We start from the raw sequence: 22,849 nt of genomic DNA, 5'->3' as shown, positions 1-22,849 counted from the left end.
CTGTCAGGAAAGGGGTTGGAGCAGATTTTCTGAGAGAGCGCTCGCTCGCTTTTTCCGCGCCATGCAATGCACCTTGCCTGATTTGACGCGGCCAGTTGCCCCGAATACCCTTCTTGCAAACTCGAAAAGCGCGTAAACGCAAGAGCCTGACGGCGATCAAGGCTGGCGTACACGGATGACGGACTGCCGGGGGAACGAACATGTCGAGCGACGTCGCAGCGACCATCTCGAAAGCGCGCGAGCATTCCATCGGCGATCTGCTGCGCCGTTCGGCCGGCCGCGAGCCGAACAAGCTTGCGGTGAGCTGCGGCAGCGTGAGCTGGAGCTTTGCCGAGATGGACGCGATCTGTAACCGGCTCGGCCGCGGCCTGCTCGGCCTCGGCGTCAAGAAGGGCGATCGCCTCGCCGTGCTCTCGCGCAACTCGCACGCCTTTGCCGCACTGCGCTTTGCGGTGGCACGGATCGGCGCGGTGCTGGTGCCGATCAACTTCATGCTCAATCCGGACGAGATCAATTTCATCCTGAAGAGCTCCGGCGCGAAGCTGCTGGCGGCCGGTCCTGATTTCGTCGAGCCCGCGCGCGCGGCAAGCGCCAAGGATAGTGCGGTCGAAAAACTGATCTGGCTGCCGGGCGAGGATCCCGCCAGTGCGCCGACTGGCCTCACCACCTTCGACGATCTCCTCCATGCCGACGGCTCATTTCTGAAGGCGTCCGTCGATAGCCGCGATCTCGCGCAGATCGTCTACACCAGCGGCACGGAATCCGTGCCGAAGGGCGCGATGCTGACGCATGAGGCGGTAATGTGGCAGTATGTCAGCTGCATCATCGATGGCGGCATGAGCGTGGACGACAAATTCCTCCACGCGCTGCCGCTCTATCACTGCGCCCAGCTCGACGTCTTCCTGGGACCGCAGATCTATCTCGGCGCCTCCGGGGTGATCACGGGCAAGCCGACCGCCGACAACATCCTGGCGCTGATCCAGTCGCACAAGATCACCTCGTTCTTCGCGCCGCCGACGATCTGGATCGCGATTTTGCGCTCGCCGAATTTTGACAAGACCGATTTGTCGACATTGCAGAAGGGTTATTACGGCGCCTCGATCATGCCAGTGGAGGTGCTGCTCGAGCTCCAGCGCCGCCTGCCCAATGTCAAATTCTGGAACTTCTACGGCCAGACCGAAATCGCGCCGCTCGCAACCGTGCTGCGGCCCGAGGACCAGCTCCGCAAGGCCGGCTCGGCCGGCAAGCCCGTGCTCAACGTCGAGACGCGTGTGGTCAATGTCGCGATGGAGGACGTCAAGGTCGGCGAAGTCGGCGAGATCGTGCACCGCTCGCCGCATCTGTTGTCCGGCTATTACAACGATCCCGTCAAGACCGCGGCGGCGTTTTCCGGCGGCTGGTTTCACTCCGGCGATCTCGCCACCGTCGATGCCGAGGGCCACATCACCGTGGTCGACCGCGTCAAGGACATGATCAAGACCGGCGGCGAGAATGTCGCGAGCCGTGAGGTCGAGGAGATGGTCTATCGCATCCCCGCGGTCTCCGAGGTTGCCGTCGTCGGCCTGCCCGATCCGCGCTGGATCGAGGCGGTCACCGCCATCGTCGTGGTCAAGACCGGCGAGAAGCTGGACGAAGAGTCCGTCATCAGGCATTGCGCCGGCCAGATGGCGCATTTCAAGGTGCCCAAGCGCGTCATCTTCGTCGACAGCCTGCCGAAGAACCCGAGCGGCAAGCTGCTCAAGCGCGAGCTGCGCCAGCGTTTCGTCGGCGGCGAGACGCTGGACAAGGCGATCCAGAAGAATTTTGCGACCTGAGGGATCGCGACCATGCCTTTCTGGACCTGCGAAACCTGCGGCGCGCAATTCCCGGACAGCGGACATCCGCCAGCGTCGTGTTCGATCTGCGAGGACGAGCGGCAGTTCGTGAACTGGAAAGGACAGACCTTCCTGACCCGCGAAGCGCTCGCGGAAAGCCATCGCCTGGCCTGGCGTGATGATCTCGGCCTGACCGGGATCGCCCTCGATCCGAGCTTTGCCATCGGCCAGCGTGCGTTGCTGGTGCCGCTCGGCGATGGCTGGATGATGTGGGACTGCATTCCGTTGGCAACGCCGGAGGCGATCGCACATGTGCGCTCGCTCGGCGGATTGAAGGCGATCGCGATCTCGCATCCGCACTATTATGGCGCGCTCGCCGACTGGAGCGAGGCATTTGGCGGGGTGCCCGTCTATCTGCACGCCGATGACCGTGAATGGGTGACGCGTCCGCACGCCTCGATCGTGCACTGGACCGGAAATAGCCATCGCCTCTCCGATGATGTGCTGCTGCTGCGCACCGGCGGTCATTTCGCCGGTGCCACCATGCTTCACTCTGCGCACGGAGCGGACGGCAAGGGCGCGCTGCTCACCGGCGACATCGCGCAGGTGACGATGGACCGCCGCTTCGTCAGCTTCATGTATTCCTATCCGAACTACATGCCGCTCAATGCAGCCGCGGTGAGAAGGATCGCAGCTGCCATGGAGCCGCTCGCCTTCGACCGGATCTACGGCGCCTGGTGGGGCCGTAACATCGCCGCCGGAGCCAAGGCGGCGTTCGCGGCATCCGTGGAGCGGTATATCGCGGCGATTGCCTGAGCCGAGCCGATTGTCCTTGCCCTCAAAAAATACATGTACTATTAGTACAGTTATTGATCGCGGACGCAACGATGCGTTTGCTGGTTCGGCATGATCGATGCATCCTCGAACCGGCGGCGCGTTCTGTGGCCGCGTCACCGGGAGCCGGGTGGATGGCGGAGCGCGATTACGAGATCTTCGAAGCGGGCGACGTTACGCTTCAATCCGGTGCTGTCTTCCCCGGGCTGAAGCTCGCCTACAAAACCTTTGGCCGACTTAACCCGGCCAAGGACAACGTCATCCTCTATCCGACCTCGTTCAGCGCGCAGCACTACGACACCGAGTGGCTGATCCAGCCCGGTGGCGTGCTCGATCCCGAGCGTTACTTCATCGTCATCCCGAATCTGTTCGGCAATGGTCTATCGTCTTCGCCGTCGAATTCGGCCGTGCCGTTCCCGCAGCTCAGCTATCACGATGCCGTCGCGATCCAGCACCGCCTGCTCACCGAGCGCTTCGGTATCTCAAAGCTTGCGCTGGTCTATGGCTGGTCGATGGGCGGCATGCAGGCCTATCACTGGGCAGCGTGTCATCCGGATATGGTCGAGCGTGCTGCCGTCGTGTGCGGCAGTGCCCGCTGCGCGCCGAACAATCATGTCTTTCTCGAAGGTGTGAAGGCCGCGTTGACGGCCGATTCCAACTTCCGCAACGGTCGCTTCGTCGAAAAGCCTGTCGTCGGCTTCCGCGCGATGGGGCGCGCCTATGCCGGCTGGGCGATGTCGCACGCTTTCTATCGCGACGAGGTCTGGCGCGAGGCGGGCTTCACCTCGCTCGAGGATTATCTTGTCCGTGCATGGGATGCGACGTTCGCTCGGCGCGATGCCAACGATCTGCTGGCGCAGATCGGCATCTGGCAGAACGGTGACATCAGCTGCTGCGCTGCGTTCAGCGGTGATTTTGATCGCGCGCTTGCGGCGGTCACGGCGGATATGCTGCTGATGCCGGGCGCGACCGATCGCTATTTCGACGTTCGCGACAACGAGGACGAACTCGGCCGGTTGGTCAACGCAAAATCCGCGGCGCTGCGCCCAATCCCGTCGGTGCACGGCCATCGCGCCGGCAATCCCGTCAACAATCCGCGCGATCATGCCTTCCTCAAGGCCGAGATCGCAGAGCTTCTCAGCAAGTAGGGCAGGCAACCGATCATGAGCGACGCGACCGTTTCAGAGTCCGGCCATCGCCTGAAGCCGCTGACGCCAGCAATGCTGCGCGAATTGTCGGTGCGCTCCGATCTCAGGGGGGCCGCGAAAAGCCTCAGCCATTACGGCCTGGTCGTGCTGGTCGGCGCGCTGGTCTGGAAGGTCTCTTCGGCCTGGGGTGTGTTATGGGCGCTGCCGCTGATGGCGGTGCAGGGCTATTTCGTCGCCTTCCTGTTCATGGCGCTGCACGAGACCGCGCACAAGACCGCGTTCAGGAGCCGTGGCCTCAACCTTGCGGTCGGCTATCCCTCGGGCTTCATCATCGGACAACCTTACGAATATTACTGCCTGTTTCACTGGGACCATCACCGCTACACTCAGGATCCGGACAAGGACCCGGAGCTGATCGTCGGCGTGAAGCCGAAATCCGACACGCAGCTCGCGATCGCCTATAGCGGCCTGCTCCAGGTCGCCGGCCGCCTCTGGCTGATGCTCCGCCATGCCGTCACCGGCAAGGTTACCGTGCCCTGGATTCCCGAAAACAAGCGCGCAATCATCGTGCGTGAGGCGCGCGCCTATGCCGCGCTCTATGCGCTGCTGCTCGCGCTCTCGCTGTGGTCGTCGTCAGCGTTGCTGCTCTGGGTCTGGCTCGTGCCGCTGGTCATCGGGCAATTCTTCCTGCGGCCCTATCTCTATGCCGAGCACATCGGCTGCGACCGAACCCGCAGCGCCTTCGAGAATACCCGCACGACCTATACCAGCGCGATCGTCAAATGGTTTGCGTGGAACATGCCCTATCACGTCGAGCACCATGCCTATCCCTCGATCCCGTTTCACGCGCTGCCGAAGCTGAACGAGATCGTCGACGGCGAGATCGTCTATCGTGGCCGTGGCTATATCAGAACGACGCGCGAGACCTGGGCTTGGTTTCGCCGGCAAAGGCAGGCCGGCTAGCCAGACGAGAATTCAAACGCGCAAAGCCCCGATTGCGATGCGATCGGGGCTTTGTCGTGGTCTCCTGATATCAATAGACCCCATACGCGCAGACGTTCACGACGCGCACGCGCGGCCCATGGCGGGTCGGAACGACGCGCTCCTGGTAGCAGTTGTTGACGGCGGTGTTGACGTAGAGGCCGCCAAAGCCCCAACCGGGACCCCAGTGGTGGAAGCCGTGGGCCGACGCGGCGGTGGGCGCGAGAGCGGCAACGCCGAGCGAACCGGCAGCGATCAGACCAAGAGCAAGCTTACGAAACATCTTTCATTCTCCAGTGTGGCGCGAGGCCGTTGTTGTGTCCCTGCATCTCGGTCGGGCCGAGGCGGGAACGCGTTCATGCGGCGGGCCGAGAATCGTGTTTCAGGATTGTTTCGTGGGCTGCGGCAGAATGCGCCGTCGTCCGGCTTTCCGCGCCGCGCGATAGCGCGCGGCCATCGCTTGCGTCAGCTCTGTCATCTTCTCTCGGAGATCGGCGGGCTCCAGCACGTCGGCCTCGGGCCCAAGCCGCAACAATTCGGCGGCGGCATGCCACGAGGTCTTGCCGGTTGGCACTCTCGCAATGCGCCAGCCGTCCGCATCGGCGGTCTCGTCAATCTGCGTGCGCGCCTTGACATAAGGCTGGCTCAGCGCGTCGAGCAGCTTTACGCCGAATGGCGACAGCCGAACGATCGCGACATTCGGATGCATCTCAGCCTCGAGACGGAGCGTTGCGGCCTGCCAATAGGCGGCGAGATCGAAATCGGCGGGGCGATCGAAACGGTCGTCAAGCGCGGTGCAGTCGAGCACGCGCGCGACGCGATAGGTGCGCACGCTGCCGTCGACCTGCCCTGCGAGATACCAACTGCCGCCCTTCAGCACGAGGCCGAGCGGCGCGACACGGCGCTGCTTCTCGGCGCGCCAGCTCTGGTAGCGGATCTTGATCAGTGTCCCACGTAAAGCCGCGCCGGCAATGGCGCGCAGATGTTTTGGCTCGTCCGCCTCGCCGAACCAGCCAGGCGCATCGAGGTAAAAACGTTCCTGCATCCGGCCGGCATCCTGGCGCAGGTGAGCGGGCAGCGCCGCCATCAGCTTGTTCTGCGCGGCGATCATCGCCGCATCCAGACCGAGTGCGGCGGCAGGGCCCGGCAATCCCGTGAGGAACAGCGCCTCCGCCTCGCTCTGCGACAATCCGTTCAACCGCACCCGGTAGCCGTCGAGCAGGCGATAACCGCCCTCGGCGCCGCGGTCGGCGTAGACGGGAACGCCGGACGCCGCGAGCGCGTCGATGTCGCGATAGATCGTGCGCACCGACACCTCGCAGGCCACCGCCAGTTCAGGCGCGGTGACTTGTCCCCGCGCCTGAAGGGTGGTGAGGATCGACATCATTCGGGTCGCGCGCATGATCCCTTAAACCATACCTGACACAGGATGTCAGGTATGGTCGGCTACAAGCGCGCCATCGCCAGCCGGCCAGATGGGAGACCCGCCATGACCGATCCGAATCGCATCACGCTGTATTATTCGCCGCAGAGCCGCGCCACCGGCACGCGGGTGCTGCTGGAGGAGTTGGGCGCGCCCTACGATCTGCATGTCCTCAATATGAAGGCCGAGGAGCAACGCCAGCCCGCCTATCTCGCCATCAACCCGCTCGGCAAGGTGCCGGCGATCCGCCATGGCGAGGCGCTCGTGACCGAGCAGGTCGCAATCACCATCTACCTTGCCGATCTGTTTCCGCAGGCGGGGCTCACGCCCACGCTGAGCGATCCGCTGCGCGGTCCTTATTTGCGCTGGATCGCCTATTACGGCTCCTCGTTCGAGCCGGCCCTAATCGACAAGTTCATGCAGCGTGAGCCCGCGCCGATCACGCAATCGCCCTATGCCGATTACGACACCATGCTGGGCGCACTCGAGGCGCAATTGTCGGAGGGGCCATATTTGCTCGGAGATCGCATGACGGCCGCGGATATCTTGTGGGGTGTCGCCTTCAGCTGGACGATGATGTTCGGCATCGTGCCGAAGAAGGACGCATTCGTTCGTTATTCCGAGCGGATTACGTCGCGTCCTGCGTTTCGGCGGATCAATGCCGCCGACGATGAGATGGCAGCGCAGCATGCCGCGGCCGCTGAGGGATAGACGGCGCGTGCCCCACATTCAGTGTCGTCCCGGCGAAGGCCGGGACCCATAACCACCGAATTAAGCTTTGCGAAAACGCGGAGTTACCAGTCCGCCTTAAAACCACTCCCTGGGAGTATGGGTCCCGGCCTTCGCCGGGACGACACCGATGATGTGAGACACTTGCTTTTCTAACTCAAAACCTCGGCGCTCGCTTCTCCGCGAACGCCTTGATGCCTTCCTTGATCTCGTCGCCGCGCATGCTGTCGCGGTGGCGCTGGTCGGCGGCTTGCTCATCCAGCTCGCCGCGGGCGAATTCGTTGATCGCGCGCTTCATGCCGCGCATCGCGTTCGGTGCGTTGCCGGCGAGGATGTTGGCGAGCTTGTCGACTTCCTCGTCCAGAAATTCCACGGCGACCATGGCGGTGAGATAGCCGATGCGCAGCATCTCCGGTGCGCTGATCTTCTGCGCGGTGAGGAACAGCTTTTTTGCGTTGTCGACGCCGAGCCGCGTCGCGTAGCGTTTGATGCCGCTCCTGTAGTAGTGCAGCCCGAGCCGCGCCGCCGGCATGAACATCTCGGCGGTATCGACACCGATGCGGAAATCGCAGGCGAGCGCGAGGTCGGTCGAGCCGCCATAGACGCCGCCGTTAAGCCGGCAGATCGTCGGCACGCCGAGATCCTCGAGCCGGTTGACAACCACCTCGAACGCCGAGCCCGCGCTCTGCTGCTCGTTGGCGCTCGCGGCGCGCTCGGCGACAGAGTTGAGATCATAGCCCGCGGAAAAGGCGCGTCCTGTGCCGGTCAGCACCAGCACGCGGATCGCCGGATCGGCCTCGATCGTGTCGAACAGCTTGACAAGCTCGCCAAGGTCTTCGGCTTGCAGCCGGTTGAGATGCTTGGGACGGTTGAGGCGGATGGTGGCGCGCGCGCCGTCAATTTCGAGCACGGGGCCAGAGGCCGCGTCGGCGGTATCAGACATTCTTGTCTCCGATTACTTGTTTTCGAGCGTGCGCCGTTTCGCTTCAGTGTCGATGGTCTCGGCGAGATCGGGGTGCCGTGCCATCAGCACGCGGAAATCGACGAGGTCGAGCACCAGCAGCCGCGACACTTTCGTGGTCGAGACGTTGGCGCCGCGCATGTTGTTGCCGAGCAGCGCCATCTCGCCGAAGAAGGCGCCGTCGCCGAGCTGCACCTTCTTGCCGGGGAGGTCGACCTCGACCTCGCCCGCGGCGATGAAATACATGCAGTCGCCCTGGGTACCCTTGCGGATGATCGTGGTGCGCGCCGGCAGCTCCATGGTGCGCAGCATGTGGGTGACGTCGGCGATCGCAGCCGGCCCAAGCGCCGCGAAGAACGGTACCTTGCTGACGGATTCCCAGGTCTTGAGGAAATTGTCGCGCCGAGTCTCCGCCGCAAACCCGGTTGCCAGAATACCGGTCCACAGGCCGAACACGCCGAGGCCGGAGATCATCACCAGCGCTGCCACCATGCGACCCGCTGGCGTCACCGGCACGGCATCGCCATAGCCAGTCGTGGTCAGTGTCACGACGGCCCACCACAGCGCGGCGGGGACGCTGCCAAACGTCTGCGGCTGCACGTCCCGCTCCAGAAAATATTCGGCGACGGAGGCGAGGAAGACCACCATCAGGAAGATCACGAGCACGCTGAACAGCGGCCCCGATTCCAGCACCAGCACCCGGCGGAGCTGGCGCAAGCCGGGAATGCCCGGCACCACCTTCAAGACCCAGAGCACACTGAGCAGCCAGGCCGTCTTGGGCTCGGCGCCGAGTATCAGCGCGACCGGCACGGCCAGCGCCCCCATTGCGTCGACCAACCCGGCGGATGAGGACATATAGAGAGCCAGCCGCTGCTGCCGCGCCATGTGGCGCAACCGGACCAGCCATTCGAACACAAAATAGACGAGGGAAGCCCAGAGCAGCAGATCGACCCAGCGATGCGCTGTCTCATAGGCCGGATCGACCGTCAGCAGCACCATGCTGAGCACGCCGACGGTCACCGCCACATAGGCCGCCTTGGTCATGTTGCGGCCGGCCGTGGCGGCCACGAACTGGGCCAGAGCGGGAATCATCGGCTTGGACATGCGGGAGGGCGGCTCGGTCTTGATTTTGCGGTCCCGGCTGGGACGTCGGCACCAAAGTGCCCGCCCGTACCGAGGCCGTCAACGACGGGGCGGCTGCCCGGCGCTGCAGCTGACGCGGCGGCGGGCCGGATCGTTACTTGAAGTGTGGCGGCTCATCATAGCCGCGGCGGCTGCTCAAAAACAGCAGCAACATCAAGCCGATGCCAACGATCACGGAGAAGCCCGCTCCCAGCGCCAGTGCCACGTAACCTTCCGTCGGGATCGGGTCGCCCTCGACCGACATGGCCGAATAGGCGAAGTAACCTACCGCAACCAGCATTCCCAGCAGGATGATGAGAAGGAGCATACGCATGGTGCGTTCTCCGGTTGAGCCGGGAGCCAACGGTTGCGTAGGGGAAACGGTTCCAGGGGGCGGGCTGCGACCAGCCTAAAGCGCGAGCGAGCCGGACCCTGAGGCACGAATCGATAGGTCAGGCACTCTGAGCTGTCTTCACCACCACGACATTGGTGTCGTCATCCGGGAGAGGGGTGGCCTCGCGGGCGGCTTTCTCGATCTCGTTGGCGTGGCGCTTGAGGTAGTCGCGGCGCATGCCGATCTCGTCGCGGACGAATTCATAGCCGAGCTTGAAGGTGTCGAGCCCGTCGGTACTGATCGTGCCGTCGCGCAAGCCTATGACCGCACCGCGCAAAATGCCCTCGAGCTCGTCCTGGAGACATTCGATCTGGTCCAGCGAATGGGCATGCTCGATGCGTTCGCCGATATCGAGGATGGCAGTGGAGAGCTCGCTGGCCTTCTCCGGCGCGATCCGGGTGATCTTGGCGTAGATCCCGGCGAAGATCGAGCCGATCACGCTGAGCGCGCCGGCGCCCAGATACATCAGATCGCTGTACTTATCCATGAACGACTTGGTGTCGTCGTTGATGTAGTCGGCCGCTCCCTGATGCGCCATCACGAAGGCATCCTTCTCGACGGAGGCTGGTTCGATGTGGGTCGCGAAGCCGCTGTCGAGCCCGAGCGCGGACTTGTTCTCGTAGACAGTACGCGCGAGGTCGCCGGCGGTGGTCGCCGACATCTTCGATTGCGCGACCAGCAGCCATTCGAGCCCGATCGTATCAAGATCATCGTCAGGGATCTCGGGCGAGGCGGATAGCGTGCCTGCCGTCAGAGTCTCGTCGGAAATCCCGGGGAATTTGCGCGCCAGCGCCTTTGCCTCGTCGATCGCGTTGAGCGTGAAGCCGCCGCGCTTGGCGACCTGCTCATAGGCCTTGTCCCGTACCGCCTTGGAGGTATGGACGATGGCGATCACCGCGCCAAAACCGCTCGACGGCGCAAATAGCTTGTCGAGGGTGGCGCCCTGCGGCGCCATCTGGATCTTCGCTGCGTCTGGACCGTCGGGAATGTCGAGAATGCTGCGGACGAAGGCGAGCGAGGACTCGCTCTCGGCGACGACTGCGACCTTCTTCTTTTTCAGCTCGGCGAGCGATTTGATCTTCTTGTTGCCGGGACCGAGCAGGAGCACGAGATCGTGCTCGAGGATTGCGAGGGCCCGTGCCCGCGGCGGCACCTTGGCATCAGTGCGCAGGACAGCGAGATCGGCCTGCTTGCGGTCGAATTGCGCGATCGCTTTGGTGTTGTCGGGGTTGTTGACGACCTTGATCCGGAAGCGCGAGGCGTTGTTCTTCAGCACGGTGGCGAGCTTGGTCGCGAACAGCGCCTCGTCGCTGTTGGGGGCGCCGACGGCAAAGGTCAGCGTCTCCGAATTGTGCACCAGCGCGCGGCCGGCCCAGACGGTGGCAAGCGACAGCAGCAGGGTCAGCACGACGTACAGTAGGACCTGCTGCTGATTGGTCTTGATGACCTTGGGACGCCGGGGCGGCGGGAGCTCGGTCGACGAGGTGGGGCCTTCAGCACTCATGGCAGCACCCTGGCCTTATTCCTGGGATGGCGGGCGGCGCGGGATCGCCGGACGCACGCGCTTGAAAATTCGTAAGCGTCTGAAAAAAGAAAGCTATTTCTCTACCTGGGGATGATAGCGCTGTGGCAACAGAAAGCAAATTCCGCGCCGAAGGTAACCTTACTCAACTCGTCCGCGGCGATTGGTCGTCCTATCACCGTTTAGCCACAGTTGGTGATTTTCCAGTTCCCCCCGGCTGCATTCCGCCGCGGGAGATGTCATAAATCACCGGTCCTCGATAATCTGACGGGGTCCAAGAAGAAGTTGCGCTGAACGCTCCATTTTTCCTTTTGAAGTCAACGAGGGCGTCAGCTTTGTCGTTTCCACCCATGTCATCGGCGATTCCGGTTGAAGCGCTCATTGGCTGGATGTTGCTGCTCACCTTCAAGCACATCATCGCCGATTTCGTTCTGCAAACCGCCTGGATGGCGCAAGGCAAGGACCAGAAGCACGGCTGGGCTCTGCCGCTTCTGGTGCACTGCCTGATTCACCTTGCGGTTGCGCTGCCTCTGATCCTGATCGTCGCGCCCAGATTCTGGTTCGTCGCGCTGATCGATTTCGCGATCCACATCACGATCGACCGGGCCAAGGGGCTGGTCTCGGCCAATTTCGGCGTCAACCAGGAGCACCCCTGGTTCTGGACCCTGATCGGCGTCGACCAGGCGCTGCATCATCTCACCGGCTTCGGCCTCTCCATCTTCATGGCGGCGAACTGAGGCCGATGCCCCCGCCGGGGGCCGGCTGATTCGCGGCCTAGGCGCAAGGACCCCGGGTGACTACCGCCCCGGGTGGTTAACCTTTCATTAGAGAATTGCGCTGCATCTTCGGCGTCGAGGGAGAACTTAAATGTTTTCAAGCCGCGACGCCTATGAAAGCGATTTCTGCCCGGTCCGCGACGAGCTCCTTGGCGAGATGTATCGCGCCAACGAAAGCGGCCTGCCGAGGTTGGTTGAGACTGTTTCCCCAGACGTCCGCGCGATGCTGGCGCTGTTCTGCTATCGCCGCAGCCATCTACATTCGCTGGCGGTCGCGATCGCAGCGAGCTGCAACGAGCGCGACCTGGTCGAGAGCGGCGGCCGTGTCGGCTCGACGCTCTACGCGCTGTCGCGTGAGGGGTCGGCCAAAGCGTCACCGTCATTGACGGGTGGCCGCAAGCCAATCACGCTGTCGACAAAACCGCTCTCGGTGCTTGCACCGATCGATGACGAGCTCGACGACGAGATCGGCGAAGCCGTTCTGGCTTAAAGCGCGATCGATCGCGCTTTAACTTTCTAGTTGACGCATGATCTTGTCGGAAAACCGCTGCGCACTTTTCCGGATCATGCGCTAGCTATCTCGATCACTGGCAGCCCGAACTTCCGCCGCGCCATCGTGCATTCGGCATCGCCCGGCATACAGGTGCGACACACCTCCGGCCGCACTTCATAGATGCCGCAGGCGGTCTCTTTCCCGATCTCTCCACGCAACGCCGAACAGCGATCGCCCTCGCAGCGCATGCCCGATTGGCGTTCGTTGACGAGCGCCTCCGGGATCAGCGCAAGCTCCTCATCGCTCTCGATAGAGAAACGCGGCCAGTTCTGCGAATAGCCGCAGCAGGCGCCGCAACTCTGGCAGAGGCTCGACAGGTCGATCGCGGACGTCTCATCCATCGTCGTCATGTGTCCTTGTCAGGTATCCTTGGGCGGGCCCCAGACCAGGCTCTGCCGCCATTTCGCGCGCAGCACGTCGCGCCGCTCCGGATATCTTTCGTCGAGATATGTCGCCTCCACCACGCGGTCAGTGCGGAAGCTGCGGAAATCGCTGCGCAGCTCGCACCAGGCTGCGAGCAGGCGCACGGCTTCGAGATAGCCAACCGAAATCGGCCAGATCATGCGCTCGCTGGCGCGGCCCTGCTCGTCACGATAGCGCAGCATGATCTTCTTGCCTTCGTGGATGTGGGTGCGCGTGCGCGCCATATCCAGGCGGTCCGGCTCCCTGTTCCAGCTCGGCCGCGCGCGGCTCGCCGGCTCCAGCACGAAGGGACGCAGGCGCTCCGGCACAGTGTCGGCGATCTTGGCCATCAAATCTTCAGCCGCGCGTGCCAGCGCGGAATCGGCATGCCCCGCGACCCATTGTGCGCCCAGCACCGCCGCCTCGATCTCATCGGGTGTCAGCATGAGGGGCGGCAGGTCAAAACCCTTTTCCAGGATGTAGCCCATGCCGGCTTCGCCGCGGATCGGCACGCGCTGGCCCATCAATGTCGCGATGTCGCGATAGATGGTGCGCTTCGAGGTCTCGAGCTCGGCCGCGATCGCATCCGCGGTCAGCGGTTTACGGGTGCGCCTCAGCACCTGGATGATCTGAAACAACCGGTCCGCGCGTCTCATGTCAGTTCTCTTATCGGTGATCGATTCAAAAGACGGCGGGCTGATGCTGACAGGATGTTGGCAGCAGGGGAGTTCTATACCGGGACAACACATCGACTGAAGAGGATTTGTCCATGATCATTCCAACCCATTTCGGTCCGGCCGGTCCGTTGTGGCGGCCACAGGCTTTCCAAGCCAAGGCTTTCCAGGGGAAGGCTTGGCAAGCCTGGGCGTTCAACCGCGTCGTGTCCCTCGATCTCATGGCCGTCGACCTCCGCCTTGCGCTTGCGACCGTTGTGGCTCGCTCGCTGGTCCAGGCCGCGGACGCACTGGTCCGCCACGTCATGGGCCGCGCCTGGCGAGGGGCCCGTTTTGCAGAAGATATCACGGCTGCTGCCACCATGGTGGCAGCAGCCGGCAGGTAGGTTCCCGTCAACTCGTTCGGTGGTTCAGGAGAGCTCACATGATCACGCTTTACGGCTTTGGCACGGGCTTCGGCCTGCCGGAAATCAGCCCCTTCGTCACCAAGACGGAGGTGCAGCTCAAGATGGCGGGACTGCCCTACCGGAAGGAGCGGGCGATGCCACCGGCCTCGCCCAAGGGACAGTTGCCCTTTATCGACGACGGCGGCGAGGCTGTAGCCGATTCCACCTTCATCCGCGCCCATATCGAACGCCGCTACGGCTTCGATTTCGACGCCGGCCTGTCGCTTGCCGAGCGCGCGCAGGCCTGGGCGTTCGAGCGCATGATCGAGCATCACGTCTATTGGTCGCTGGTCGGTGCCCGCTGGGTCGACGCCGCCAATTTTGCCAAGGGGCCCGCGCATTTCTTCGACGGCGCGCCGGAGCACAATCGCGAAAAGCTGCGCGAGGATGCGCAATTCCGTGTCGCCGAGAACTATCTGCTCTCCGGCCTTGGCCGCCACGGGCCCGATGACGATGTCGATCTCGCCGTGCGCTCGCTGTTCGCGCTCTCGGTGCAACTCGGCGACAAGTCTTATCTGATGGGCAACAAGCCCAGCGGCGTCGATGCGACCGCGTTCGGTGCGCTCGCCGGAATTCTGACGCCGTTCTTCGAGTCCCGCCTGCGCGATCGCGCCGAGGGATTTCCGAACCTCACCGCCTATGTCGATCGCATGATGGACACATACTATCCCGAGTTCGCCTGGACGCCGCTGCGGCAGGCGGCCTGAGACGGCTCAAGCATCTCAAAAGGAAAGAGCCGGCCCATTGGGCCGGCTCTCGTCGTCTCAAAACTGCCCGCGCGCTTACTTCGCGAGCGTGTACTTGCCGTCCTTCACCGTGAGCAGGATGCGCGAGCGGTCGTCGAGACCGTAGCGGTCTTTTTCGGTGAAATTGTAGACGCCCTGGCTCGCCGCAATCTCCCGCTCCGACAACAACGCCTGGCGGATCGCCTCGCGGAATTCCGGCGTGCCGGGCTTGGCCGTCTTCAGCGCGGTCGGGATCACGCGCTTGAGGATCTCGAAGGCGTCGTAGGAGTGGCCGGCGAACTGGCTGCGGCTGTTCGGGCCGTACTTGCCTTCATAGGCCGTGTTGAGTGCGAGGCCCGGCTTCTTGGTCGCGGCTTCGTCCGGCTGGTCCTCGGGGTCCATCACCGGGCCCGACGCCATCAGCACGCCTTCCGCCGCCTTGCCGGCGATGCGGATGAAATCCATGCTGGCGGCGCCATGGGTCTGGTAGATCAGGCCCTGATAGCCGCGCTCGCGCAGCTCGGTCTGTGGCAGGGCGGCCGCGGTGCCGGAAGCGCCGACCAGGATCGCGTCGGGATTGGCGGCGACGAGCTTCAGCACCTGGCCCGTCACGGAGGTGTCCGGACGCGCGAAGCGCTCCTCGTCGGCCAATGTCATGCCCATCGGTACACCCTGGGCCTTGAAGTCGTTGAACCAGAGGTCGCCATAGGAGTCGGAATAGCCGATATAGCCGACCGTTTTCACGTTGTGCGCCTTCATGTGCTCGTAGAGCACCTTGCCCATGATCGGAATCGGCTGCGGCATTGCCACCGACCACTTGGCCCGTTCTGGTGTGATCGGGAAGGGGGAGAGGCCGAAATGCGGAATGCCGGCTTCGTTGGCGACGTTGGAGACCGCGATCGTCGGGGGCGTGATCGCCGAGCCCATGATGATGTCGGCCTTGGATTCGGTGACGAAGCGGCGGGCGTTGGTGGTCGCGGTGGTGGGATCACCGCCGTCGTCGAGCACGATGATCTTCAGCGGCACGCCGCCGATCTCCTTCGGCACGAATTCCAGCGCATTGCGCTCGGGTATGCCGAGGGCTGCGCCCGGGCCGGTCGTGGTGGTGGTGATGCCGATGGTGATTTCAGCGGTCTGGGCCAGCGCGGGCAGGGCCGGCAGCGCGAGCGCAGCCGCCGCGACGGCGGCGGTCAGGTAAAAGCGTTTCATTTATTCTATTCCTCCCTTGACGTGTTTCTTTGAAAGCAGAAATCGCGGGGTAATTCAGCCCCGTCTTTTGGCGATGCGGCGATTTAGCCTCAGTTCCTAACTCCCTTTGAATTTCGCTACCATTTCTGCCGGAAATGGTGCCGACTTCAGCTTGTCGGGGTTAACGGGATCGCGGCCGACCAGGACGCGGGTCTCAAAACCCTCGATCGCCAGTGCCTCGCCCTTGTAGACGTTGTGCTTCACTTCGAAGCTCGAGCGCTTGATACTCTCGATCTTCGTCTCAACGGTGATCCAGTCGCCGTAGGTCGAGGGGATGTAGAACTTGGCCCGCGTGTCGACCATGGGGATGCCGACCAGGCCGTATTTGCGGACCAGGTCTTGCTTGGAGAATCCGGCGACCTCGAACAGGGTCGACGTCGAATCGTCAAACATCGCGAAATAGCGCGGGTAGTAGACGATGTTTGCGGGGTCGCAATCACCCCACTGGATCTGGACGTCGCGCCGGTTCACGAACATGCGGTGGCCTTGCTTTTCGTTGCGCCCTACTTCGGTGCCATGCGCAGCGAGCCGTCGAGGCGCACCACTTCGCCGTTCAGGTACGAATTCTCGACCATGTGCAGTGCGAGCGCGGCGAACTCGTCCGCGTGGCCGAGCCGGCGCGGGAAGGGGATCGCTGCGGCGAGCGAATCCTGGGCTTCCTGCGGCAGGTTGGCGAGCAGTGGGGTGAGGAACAGGCCGGGCGCAATCGTCAGCACGCGGACGCCGAACTGCGCGAGCTCACGCGCGATCGGCAGCGTCATGCCGACGATGCCGCCCTTCGAGGCCGAATAGGCCGATTGCCCGATCTGGCCGTCATAGGCGGCGACGGAGGCGGTGTTGATGATGACGCCGCGCTCGCCGGTTGCCTGCGGCTCGAGCTTGGACATCTCGGTCGCGGCGAGGCGCAGCATGTTGAAGGTGCCGATCAGATTGACCTTGATCACCTTGTCGAAATCGGCGAGCGCCATCGGCCCGTCGCGACCGACGACTCGCTTTGCAACGCCAATGCCGGCGCAGTTGACCAGCACGCGGGCAGGCCCATGAGCTTTCGTGGCCTGCGCGATCGCAGCTTCAGCGGAGGCGGCGTCGGAGACGTCGCAGGTCACGGCCACGCCCTTGATCTCGGCGGCGACGGTTTCCGCGAGCTTGGCATTGAGATCGAAGACTGCGACCTTGGCGCCCTGCGCCGCCAATTTTCGTGCGGTGGCCGCGCCCAGTCCCGATGCGCCGCCGGTGACGATGACTGCCTGATCCTTCAACAACATGGCGTTCTCCTGTAGCGATGGTTTCTTAGCCGACCGATATCACACGGTCCGATGGATTGGCAGCGTAGAGCTCGTCGATCAACGCTGCGCGATGCTCCAGCACCTTGCGCTGGTTGATCGAGCCCTTGTCGGTAACCTCGCCCTTGTCGATCGACAGCGGCGTGTCCACGAGGATCGCGCGCGTGATCCGCGTCGAGGAGCCGGTGGCCGAGGCCAGGAACTGCGTCAGACGCTCGCGGAAGGCTTCGCGCACCAGTCGGTCGCGGGCGGTGACGGTGAGGTTGTCCGCCGGCAGCGTCGGGTTGATCAGCCGGCAGCCGTCGAGATCGAGCAGCACCAGCGCGGAGATCTCGTCGCGGTTGATGCCGGCGATGACGACGTCGCGCACCAGCGGTGCACAGGCCGCGACAAAACGTGCGCGCAGCGGGCCAACGCTGACCCAGGTGCCGCTGCCGAGCTTGAAATCCTCACCGATGCGGCCGTCGAAGTCGAAGCCGGCGTTGAAATCACTGGGGTCGGACGGCTTGAGTGCATCGCCGAGCTTGTAAAAGCCCTCTTCGTCGAAGGATTTTGCGGTGATGTCGGGCTGGCGCCAGTAGCCGGGCATCACGTTCGGCCCCTTGCAGCGTACTTCCAGCTTGCCGTTGTTCGGCACCAGCTTTGCGTCATTGCCTGACACAGGCAGCCCAACATGGCCGGAGCGGCTGGTGCGCGGATTGACCGACATGAAGAACGGCGCGGTCTCGGTGGCCCCCAAGCCGGTCAACATCGGTACGCGATAGCCCTTCTCCTTCACCGCGAGCTCGTCGAGGCTGTTCCAGACAAAGGGCGAGAGCGCCGCGCCGGAGAAGAACATCGCGTGCAGCCGCTCGAAGAATTTTGCGCGCAGGCCCTGGTCGTCGCGCAGATAAGGCAGCAGCGATTCGTAGCCCTTGGGCACGTTGAAATAGACCGTTGGCGAAATCTCCTGGAGATTGCGCACCGTCTCCTCGATGCCGCCGGGCATCGGCTTGCCGGCGTCCAGATACATCGAGCCGCCATTGTACAGCGTCAGTCCGATATTGTGGTTGCCGCCAAAGGTATGATTCCAGGGCAGCCAGTCGATGATGACCGGCGGCTCGTCCTTGAGGAAGGCAAGCGTCTCGCGCAGCATCACCTGGTTGGCGCAGATCATGCGCTGGGTGTTGATGACGGCCTTGGGATTGCCGGTCGAGCCGGACGTCAGCAAAAATTTCGCGATCGTGTCGGGGCCGATCTTGCCGTGTACCGCGTCGAGATCATCGCGAACCGGCGTTGCCATGAGGTCGGCGAGCAGAGTGACATCGCGGCCCGGCACGCTGCCGTAGGACGCCGCGATCTCGGTGCCGAGCGAGACGTTGGCCGCAAGTGCGCCGGCAAACTTGTCGGCATCCTCGGCGAACACGAGGCCGGGCGTCAGCAGCTTCATCAAGTAAGAGAGCTTGCCGTAATCCTTCGACACCAGCGAATAGGCCGGTGACACCGGGCAGAACGGAATGCCGGCATAGAACGCGCCGAAGGCCAGGAGCGCGTGGTCGATCGAATTGCCGGAGAGGATCACGACCGGCCGCTCCGCCGACAGGCCGCGCTGGATCAGGCTCGATGCAATGTGCCGGCTCGCGGTGAGCAGCTCGGCATAGGTGATCTTGCGCCAGAAGCGGCCGCCTTCGCGCTCAGCCATGAAGACGCGGTCTGGCGTGGTTGTTGCCCAGTGGTGCAGGCGATCGGTGATGCGAACGGGATAGTCGCCGAGCGGTTGTTTTGGCCGCAGGTAAATCGTGCCGTCGTCGCGCCGCTCGATCTTGATCACGGGATCGCCGAACGAGATCGGCCGCAGCGGAGAAGTGCTCGCGCCGCGCTCTGTGCTGGAAGAGGACGGCTGCGCGCTCATGATTTCGGCTTTACCTTGGCGGTCTTGTGCTCGAGGAATTCGCGGATCCTGCGCTTTGCTTCCTTGTCGCTCTGCGCCACCGTCGCCATCAGCGATTCCATCAACAGGCCGGTCTGCGGATTGGCCTCCGCAATCATCGGCAGCGCCTGGAGCACGGCGAAATTCGTCAGCGGCGCGTTGGTGGCGATCTTGGTCGCAAGCTCCAGCGCCTTGCGGAGGCCATTACCGGCCTCCGTCACATATTGCGCAAAGCCATAGGAGGCGCCCTCGGTCGCGGAATAGACCCGGCCCGTCAGCATCATGTCCATCATTCGCGCGACGCCGATCAGCCGCGGCAGCCGGACCGAGCCGCCGCCACCGACGAAGATGCCGCGTTGTCCCTCGGGCAGCGCAAAATAGGTCGAAGGCTCGGCGACGCGGATATGGGCGGAGCAGGCGAGCTCCAGCCCGCCGCCGATCACGGCGCCCTTCAGCGCGGCGATCACGGGCACGCGGCTGTACTGGATGCGGTCGAACACCCGGTGCCACATTTGAGAATGCAAAAGGCCGCCGGTGGCGTCGTGGTCCTGGAGTTCGGAGAGGTCGAGGCCGGAGGAGAAATGATCACCGATGCCATGAATGACGACCGCGCCGATATCCTCGGGCAGGGACGCAAAGCACTCGCCGATGTTCAGAATGATGCCGTCGTTGAGCGCATTGCGCTTGGCGGGGCGGTTCAGACCCACGGTCAAAACCCGGTCCACCCGCTCAATCCTGAGCAGCCCTGCGGCACCCGCGTCAGCGGTCTCGGCGTTTCCCTGTGTCATTTGCGTCCTTGTCAGAATAGTTATGTTGTATAATGAATTCTGGGGGAGTCAATAAGGGGGAGCCGCACAGCTCCGCCGAAGCGGGTTCCGTCAAAGGTGGAGGATGTCAGGCAATCGGCCGTAATGTGGGAGAGCGCCTCAGGCGGCTTCGGTCATCAGCTTCTTCGCAGCCTGAGCAAGCAGGCCCGATCGTGTGTATCCGTGGGCCTCAGCATATTTGTCGATTTGCTCCAGGACATCGCCGGGCAAAGTGACATTGACGCGCACGATCTTTGGCTGGTTGTTCTTCACCGACACCAGAATGGCGACGCCCGAGCGGTTCTCGGGATCTGACATGATGTCTTCGAGCGACGAAGGCTCCGGGATCGCTTCTCCGTCTTCCGCCATGCCCTCCAGGTGAAACGCCAGCGCTTCCTCGGCCATGTCGCGCGCTTCGTCGAGCGTGATCCCTGCGGTCACGAGGCCCGGCAAATCGGGAAACGACACACCGAAATCGCTGTCGGCATCCTTATGGATAAGACCAATGTAGTGACGCATGGCGCTCACCTCAGCTTCAGGCCGGATTGCCGTTCAATACTCTTCAGGGTCCCGAGCGGGATGTCCCGCTTCGGATGAGGGACCGTGACGCGGTCCTGCTTCGTCGGGTGCTTGAATTGCACGTGGCTGCCTTTTTGAGCCACTTGGACCCAGCCATCCCTTTGAAGGGCCGAGATAATCTCCCGGCTATTCATGGTGTGTATTTATACACATTTGCGACATTTGTCAATGAGAGCGTCACACCACCTGATGCACGTCGATCACGACGCGGTCGGCATGCCGCGCGGCTGAGCCCACAAAAATGTGCTCCATCAACCAGCGATATTTTTCGTGCCCGGTCTCGAATCTCGGCACGGTGCGGAAATAAATCAGCTTTGGATCGACTGGCTCGCCGCGCTTGAGCTTCTGCAACAGCTCGACCGGGCCGAAGCGCATGCCCTTGTTCTCGACATAGACGGTGGCGCCGTCGTCGGTCTCGAAGGCGTACTTTGCTTCGAGATCGATCAGCTCGTTGGGACGGATGGTCTGGAAGTCGGCGCCGAACGGCAGCACCCTTCCAGTGATCGCACCCTTCACCTCGCCGCCGATGATCGGAATGATGCGGCGGACGCCGATGCCGGTCTCGCCGGCGGTGACGACGTCGCCGATCTCTGCGGTGATGGTGAAGACGTACTTTGTCTCAAGCGTTGGTCGGGTCATCGCTTCGCCTCTCAATGCGCCATCATGCGCGTCGGCAGCCACGTCGCCAGCAGCGGGAACGCGATCAAAATCACCAGCCGCACCAGGTCGGTCGCCACGAACGGGATCACGCCCTTGAAGATGGTGGAGAAGGATACGTCCTTCACCACGCTCTTGATGACGAAGACGTTCATGCCGACCGGCGGATGGATCAGGCCGAGCTCGACGGTCATCACGATAATGACGCCGAACCAGATCGGATCGAAGCCGAGATGCATGATGACGGGGAAGATGATCGGTACGGTGAGTATGATCATCGCCATGGCGTCCATCAGGCAGCCGAGCACGAGGTACATCACCATGATCAGCGCCAGCACGCCGTAGGGGCCGAGGCCGAGGCCGGTCAAAATTTCCGTCACCTTTTGCGGGGTCTGCGTCACCGTCAGGAAATAGCCGAAGATCAAGGCGCCGATCAGCACGGTGAAGACGGCCGCCGCGGTGCGCGTTGCTTGCAACAGCGACGCAAAAATCTTCTCGCGGTCGAGCCGCCCCGTGACCACGCCGATGATGAAGGCGCCGGTAGCACCGACACCGCCCGCTTCCGTCGGCGTAAAGCGCGGCAGGAAAGGCAGGCCGTAGAGGCCGCCGATGACGAAGACGAACAGCAGTACCGGCGCCCAGATGTCCTTCAATCCGGCAAAGCGCTCGCGCCAGGGCAACACCTTGCCCTTGGGCAAAAAGTCGGGCCGGAAATAGCCGATCAGGAAGATCGTGATCATGTACATCGTCATCGCGAGCAGGCCAGGGATGATGCCGGCGATGAAGAGTTTTCCGATGTCCTGCTCGGTGATGATGCCGTAGACCGCAAGCACGGTGGAGGGCGGAAGCATCGCACCCAGCGTGCCGCCCGCTGCGATCACGCCCGTGGCGAACGATTGCGGATAGCCGAAGCGGCGCATCTCAGGGTAAGCGACCGCGGAGAAGGTTGCGGCAGTCGCCACCGACGAGCCGCAGATTGCGGCGAAGCCGCCGCAGGCGCCGACGGTGGCGATGCCGAGGCCGCCGCGCAAATGCCCGACAAAGCCGTTGGCGGCGCGGAACAGCTCGCGGCTCATGCCGGAATTGCTGACGAAGGAGCCCATCAGCAAAAACATCGGGATGACGCCGAAGGTGTAGTCGGTGACCGTGCGCATCGAGGTCTGGCCGACCAGCTTCAGCGCCGGCGTTGCGCCGACCAGATAGGTGAAGCCGGAGACGCCGACGAGGCCCATGGCCATGCCGACGGGCACGCGCAGCAGCATCAACGCGAACAGGGAAACGAAGCCGAGAACGGCGACGGCGTCAGTGCTCATGATTACTCCGTCGCCTTCAGCTTGGGGTCGTGCATTTCTTCGGGATGGAAGATCAGCCGGTAGGTGCGGATTGCGATCAGCAGCACGGCCGAGACGTCACCGATCCAGGCGATCGCGAAGAACGGCCAGGTCGGCATGTGCATGTCGAAGGTCTGGACGTTGTCGTTGTAGGTGCCGCGGACTTTGTCAAACAAGGTCCATGTCTGCACGGTCACGACGAACAGCAGCACCAGCGTTGCGAACACGTCGATCCAGCGCTGATAGCGCGGGCTTGAATTGGCCCAGATCAGGTCGACCGTGATGTGGGTGCCGCGATAGGAGGTCGCCGCGATGCCCCAGAAGATGAGGATGCCGAGCAGCATGCGGCCGATGTCGAAAGAGTCGGGGATCGCATAATTCAGCGTGTTGCGCAGCAACACCGACAGGAAGATGTCGAGTGCGACAATGCCGACGAAGCCGGCCGCGATCCATTCGATCGCATCGATAAAGCGATCCATCCAGGCGCGCTTCATGGGTGGAAGGTCCTCAAGTTGGCAGGAAAACGGCGGCG

Annotated in this window: 27 protein-coding genes; 9 read left to right on the top strand and 18 right to left on the bottom strand. The window is 63.2% G+C overall.

Features of this window, described 5'->3' with window-relative positions; all coding sequences use genetic code 11:
* Nucleotides 1-200 precede the first annotated feature (200 nt).
* The 4 genes from UP06_RS21320 (at nt 201) to UP06_RS21305 (ending at nt 4,759) form a co-directional block, all read left to right on the top strand.
* A complete protein-coding gene (locus tag UP06_RS21320) occupies nt 201-1,814 on the top strand; it encodes an acyl-CoA synthetase (protein ID WP_045005492.1) in 1,614 nt (537 codons plus the stop codon).
* A 12-nt stretch (nt 1,815-1,826) separates the two neighbouring features.
* Nucleotides 1,827-2,630, top strand: coding sequence for an MBL fold metallo-hydrolase (locus UP06_RS21315; RefSeq protein WP_045005490.1), 804 nt, complete (start codon nt 1,827-1,829; stop codon nt 2,628-2,630).
* Between the two features lie 152 nt (nt 2,631-2,782).
* Nucleotides 2,783-3,796 (top strand): alpha/beta fold hydrolase, encoded by a 1,014-nt coding sequence (locus UP06_RS21310; protein ID WP_045005488.1) that lies wholly within the window; start codon nt 2,783-2,785, stop codon nt 3,794-3,796.
* Nucleotides 3,797-3,811: 15 nt separating this feature from the next.
* Nucleotides 3,812-4,759 (top strand): fatty acid desaturase, encoded by a 948-nt coding sequence (locus tag UP06_RS21305; RefSeq protein ID WP_045005486.1) that lies wholly within the window; start codon nt 3,812-3,814, stop codon nt 4,757-4,759.
* A gap of 70 nt (nt 4,760-4,829) precedes the next feature.
* On the opposite strand, the gene UP06_RS21300 is transcribed toward UP06_RS21305, so the two are convergent.
* The gene (locus UP06_RS21300) at nt 4,830-5,060 is read right to left on the bottom strand and encodes a hypothetical protein (RefSeq protein ID WP_045005485.1); all 231 of its coding nucleotides are present in this window, start codon (nt 5,058-5,060) and stop codon (nt 4,830-4,832) included.
* 99 nt (nt 5,061-5,159) lie between these two features.
* Nucleotides 5,160-6,179, bottom strand: coding sequence for a helix-turn-helix transcriptional regulator (locus UP06_RS21295; RefSeq protein ID WP_045005482.1), 1,020 nt, complete (start codon nt 6,177-6,179; stop codon nt 5,160-5,162).
* Nucleotides 6,180-6,266: 87 nt separating this feature from the next.
* Here UP06_RS21295 and UP06_RS21290 point away from each other — a divergent pair, with 87 nt between their 5' ends.
* Entirely contained in the window at nt 6,267-6,911 is a 645-nt protein-coding gene (locus UP06_RS21290) for a glutathione S-transferase family protein (RefSeq protein WP_045005785.1), read from the top strand.
* Nucleotides 6,912-7,086: 175 nt separating this feature from the next.
* On the opposite strand, the gene UP06_RS21285 is transcribed toward UP06_RS21290, so the two are convergent.
* From UP06_RS21285 to UP06_RS21270, 4 genes are all read right to left on the bottom strand, one after another.
* Entirely contained in the window at nt 7,087-7,872 is a 786-nt protein-coding gene (locus tag UP06_RS21285; RefSeq protein ID WP_045005480.1) for an enoyl-CoA hydratase/isomerase family protein, read from the bottom strand.
* Between the two features lie 12 nt (nt 7,873-7,884).
* A complete protein-coding gene (locus tag UP06_RS21280) occupies nt 7,885-8,994 on the bottom strand; it encodes a cyclic nucleotide-gated ion channel (RefSeq protein WP_045005478.1) in 1,110 nt (369 codons plus the stop codon).
* A gap of 133 nt (nt 8,995-9,127) precedes the next feature.
* Nucleotides 9,128-9,346 carry a hypothetical protein gene (locus UP06_RS21275; protein WP_045005477.1) on the bottom strand — a complete coding sequence of 73 codons (219 nt, stop codon included), beginning with the start codon at nt 9,344-9,346 and terminating at the stop codon, nt 9,128-9,130.
* A gap of 118 nt (nt 9,347-9,464) precedes the next feature.
* A complete protein-coding gene (locus tag UP06_RS21270) occupies nt 9,465-10,910 on the bottom strand; it encodes a TAXI family TRAP transporter solute-binding subunit (protein ID WP_045005475.1) in 1,446 nt (481 codons plus the stop codon).
* Nucleotides 10,911-11,317: 407 nt separating this feature from the next.
* On the opposite strand from UP06_RS21270, the gene UP06_RS21265 reads away from it, so the two are divergent.
* Nucleotides 11,318-11,665, top strand: coding sequence for a DUF3307 domain-containing protein (locus tag UP06_RS21265; protein WP_045005783.1), 348 nt, complete (start codon nt 11,318-11,320; stop codon nt 11,663-11,665).
* A 130-nt stretch (nt 11,666-11,795) separates the two neighbouring features.
* A complete protein-coding gene (locus UP06_RS21260; RefSeq protein WP_045005474.1) occupies nt 11,796-12,194 on the top strand; it encodes a hypothetical protein in 399 nt (132 codons plus the stop codon).
* Nucleotides 12,195-12,268: 74 nt separating this feature from the next.
* On the opposite strand, the gene UP06_RS21255 is transcribed toward UP06_RS21260, so the two are convergent.
* Both UP06_RS21255 and UP06_RS21250 read right to left on the bottom strand, forming a co-directional pair.
* Nucleotides 12,269-12,598: a YkgJ family cysteine cluster protein gene (locus tag UP06_RS21255; RefSeq protein ID WP_045005781.1), complete on the bottom strand. Its 330-nt coding sequence runs from the start codon at nt 12,596-12,598 to the stop codon at nt 12,269-12,271.
* Nucleotides 12,599-12,616: 18 nt separating this feature from the next.
* A complete protein-coding gene (locus tag UP06_RS21250; RefSeq protein WP_045005472.1) occupies nt 12,617-13,315 on the bottom strand; it encodes a helix-turn-helix transcriptional regulator in 699 nt (232 codons plus the stop codon).
* A gap of 113 nt (nt 13,316-13,428) precedes the next feature.
* On the opposite strand from UP06_RS21250, the gene UP06_RS21245 reads away from it, so the two are divergent.
* Nucleotides 13,429-13,719 (top strand): hypothetical protein, encoded by a 291-nt coding sequence (locus tag UP06_RS21245; RefSeq protein WP_045005470.1) that lies wholly within the window; start codon nt 13,429-13,431, stop codon nt 13,717-13,719.
* A gap of 38 nt (nt 13,720-13,757) precedes the next feature.
* On the top strand, nt 13,758-14,486 hold the full coding sequence (locus UP06_RS21240; RefSeq protein WP_045005469.1) for a glutathione S-transferase family protein: 729 nt from the start codon (nt 13,758-13,760) through the stop codon (nt 14,484-14,486).
* Nucleotides 14,487-14,561: 75 nt separating this feature from the next.
* On the opposite strand, the gene UP06_RS21235 is transcribed toward UP06_RS21240, so the two are convergent.
* The 10 genes from UP06_RS21235 to UP06_RS21190 all read right to left on the bottom strand — a co-directional run bounded on the left by UP06_RS21235 (nt 14,562) and on the right by UP06_RS21190 (nt 22,811).
* Nucleotides 14,562-15,713: an ABC transporter substrate-binding protein gene (locus UP06_RS21235; RefSeq protein WP_045005468.1), complete on the bottom strand. Its 1,152-nt coding sequence runs from the start codon at nt 15,711-15,713 to the stop codon at nt 14,562-14,564.
* Nucleotides 15,714-15,809: 96 nt separating this feature from the next.
* The gene (locus tag UP06_RS21230; RefSeq protein ID WP_045005466.1) at nt 15,810-16,229 is read right to left on the bottom strand and encodes an acyl-CoA thioesterase; all 420 of its coding nucleotides are present in this window, start codon (nt 16,227-16,229) and stop codon (nt 15,810-15,812) included.
* A gap of 26 nt (nt 16,230-16,255) precedes the next feature.
* Nucleotides 16,256-17,017: an SDR family NAD(P)-dependent oxidoreductase gene (locus UP06_RS21225; protein ID WP_045005464.1), complete on the bottom strand. Its 762-nt coding sequence runs from the start codon at nt 17,015-17,017 to the stop codon at nt 16,256-16,258.
* A 25-nt stretch (nt 17,018-17,042) separates the two neighbouring features.
* Complete coding sequence (locus tag UP06_RS21220; RefSeq protein ID WP_045005462.1) at nt 17,043-18,926, bottom strand: feruloyl-CoA synthase; 1,884 nt, start codon at nt 18,924-18,926, stop codon at nt 17,043-17,045.
* A complete protein-coding gene (locus tag UP06_RS21215) occupies nt 18,923-19,732 on the bottom strand; it encodes a crotonase/enoyl-CoA hydratase family protein (RefSeq protein WP_045005460.1) in 810 nt (269 codons plus the stop codon). The genes UP06_RS21220 and UP06_RS21215 overlap by 4 nt, the downstream gene beginning before the upstream one ends.
* A 138-nt stretch (nt 19,733-19,870) precedes the next feature.
* Nucleotides 19,871-20,269 carry a type II toxin-antitoxin system HicB family antitoxin gene (locus UP06_RS21210; RefSeq protein ID WP_045005458.1) on the bottom strand — a complete coding sequence of 133 codons (399 nt, stop codon included), beginning with the start codon at nt 20,267-20,269 and terminating at the stop codon, nt 19,871-19,873.
* A gap of 5 nt (nt 20,270-20,274) precedes the next feature.
* On the bottom strand, nt 20,275-20,463 hold the full coding sequence (locus UP06_RS21205; protein WP_045005456.1) for a type II toxin-antitoxin system HicA family toxin: 189 nt from the start codon (nt 20,461-20,463) through the stop codon (nt 20,275-20,277).
* Nucleotides 20,464-20,506: 43 nt separating this feature from the next.
* Nucleotides 20,507-20,968 (bottom strand): DUF3237 domain-containing protein, encoded by a 462-nt coding sequence (locus tag UP06_RS21200; RefSeq protein ID WP_045005454.1) that lies wholly within the window; start codon nt 20,966-20,968, stop codon nt 20,507-20,509.
* A gap of 11 nt (nt 20,969-20,979) precedes the next feature.
* Nucleotides 20,980-22,299 carry a TRAP transporter large permease gene (locus tag UP06_RS21195; protein WP_045005452.1) on the bottom strand — a complete coding sequence of 440 codons (1,320 nt, stop codon included), beginning with the start codon at nt 22,297-22,299 and terminating at the stop codon, nt 20,980-20,982.
* Between the two features lie 2 nt (nt 22,300-22,301).
* Nucleotides 22,302-22,811, bottom strand: a complete 510-nt coding sequence (locus tag UP06_RS21190; protein ID WP_045005450.1) for a TRAP transporter small permease — start codon at nt 22,809-22,811, stop codon at nt 22,302-22,304.
* Nucleotides 22,812-22,849 lie beyond the last annotated feature (38 nt).

The organism is Bradyrhizobium sp. LTSP857 (assembly GCF_000938285.1).
In the GTDB taxonomy this organism is placed as follows: domain Bacteria; phylum Pseudomonadota; class Alphaproteobacteria; order Rhizobiales; family Xanthobacteraceae; genus Bradyrhizobium.
The sequence above is the reverse complement of the archived record's forward strand: the minus strand, read 5'-3'. Positions and strand labels throughout refer to the sequence as shown.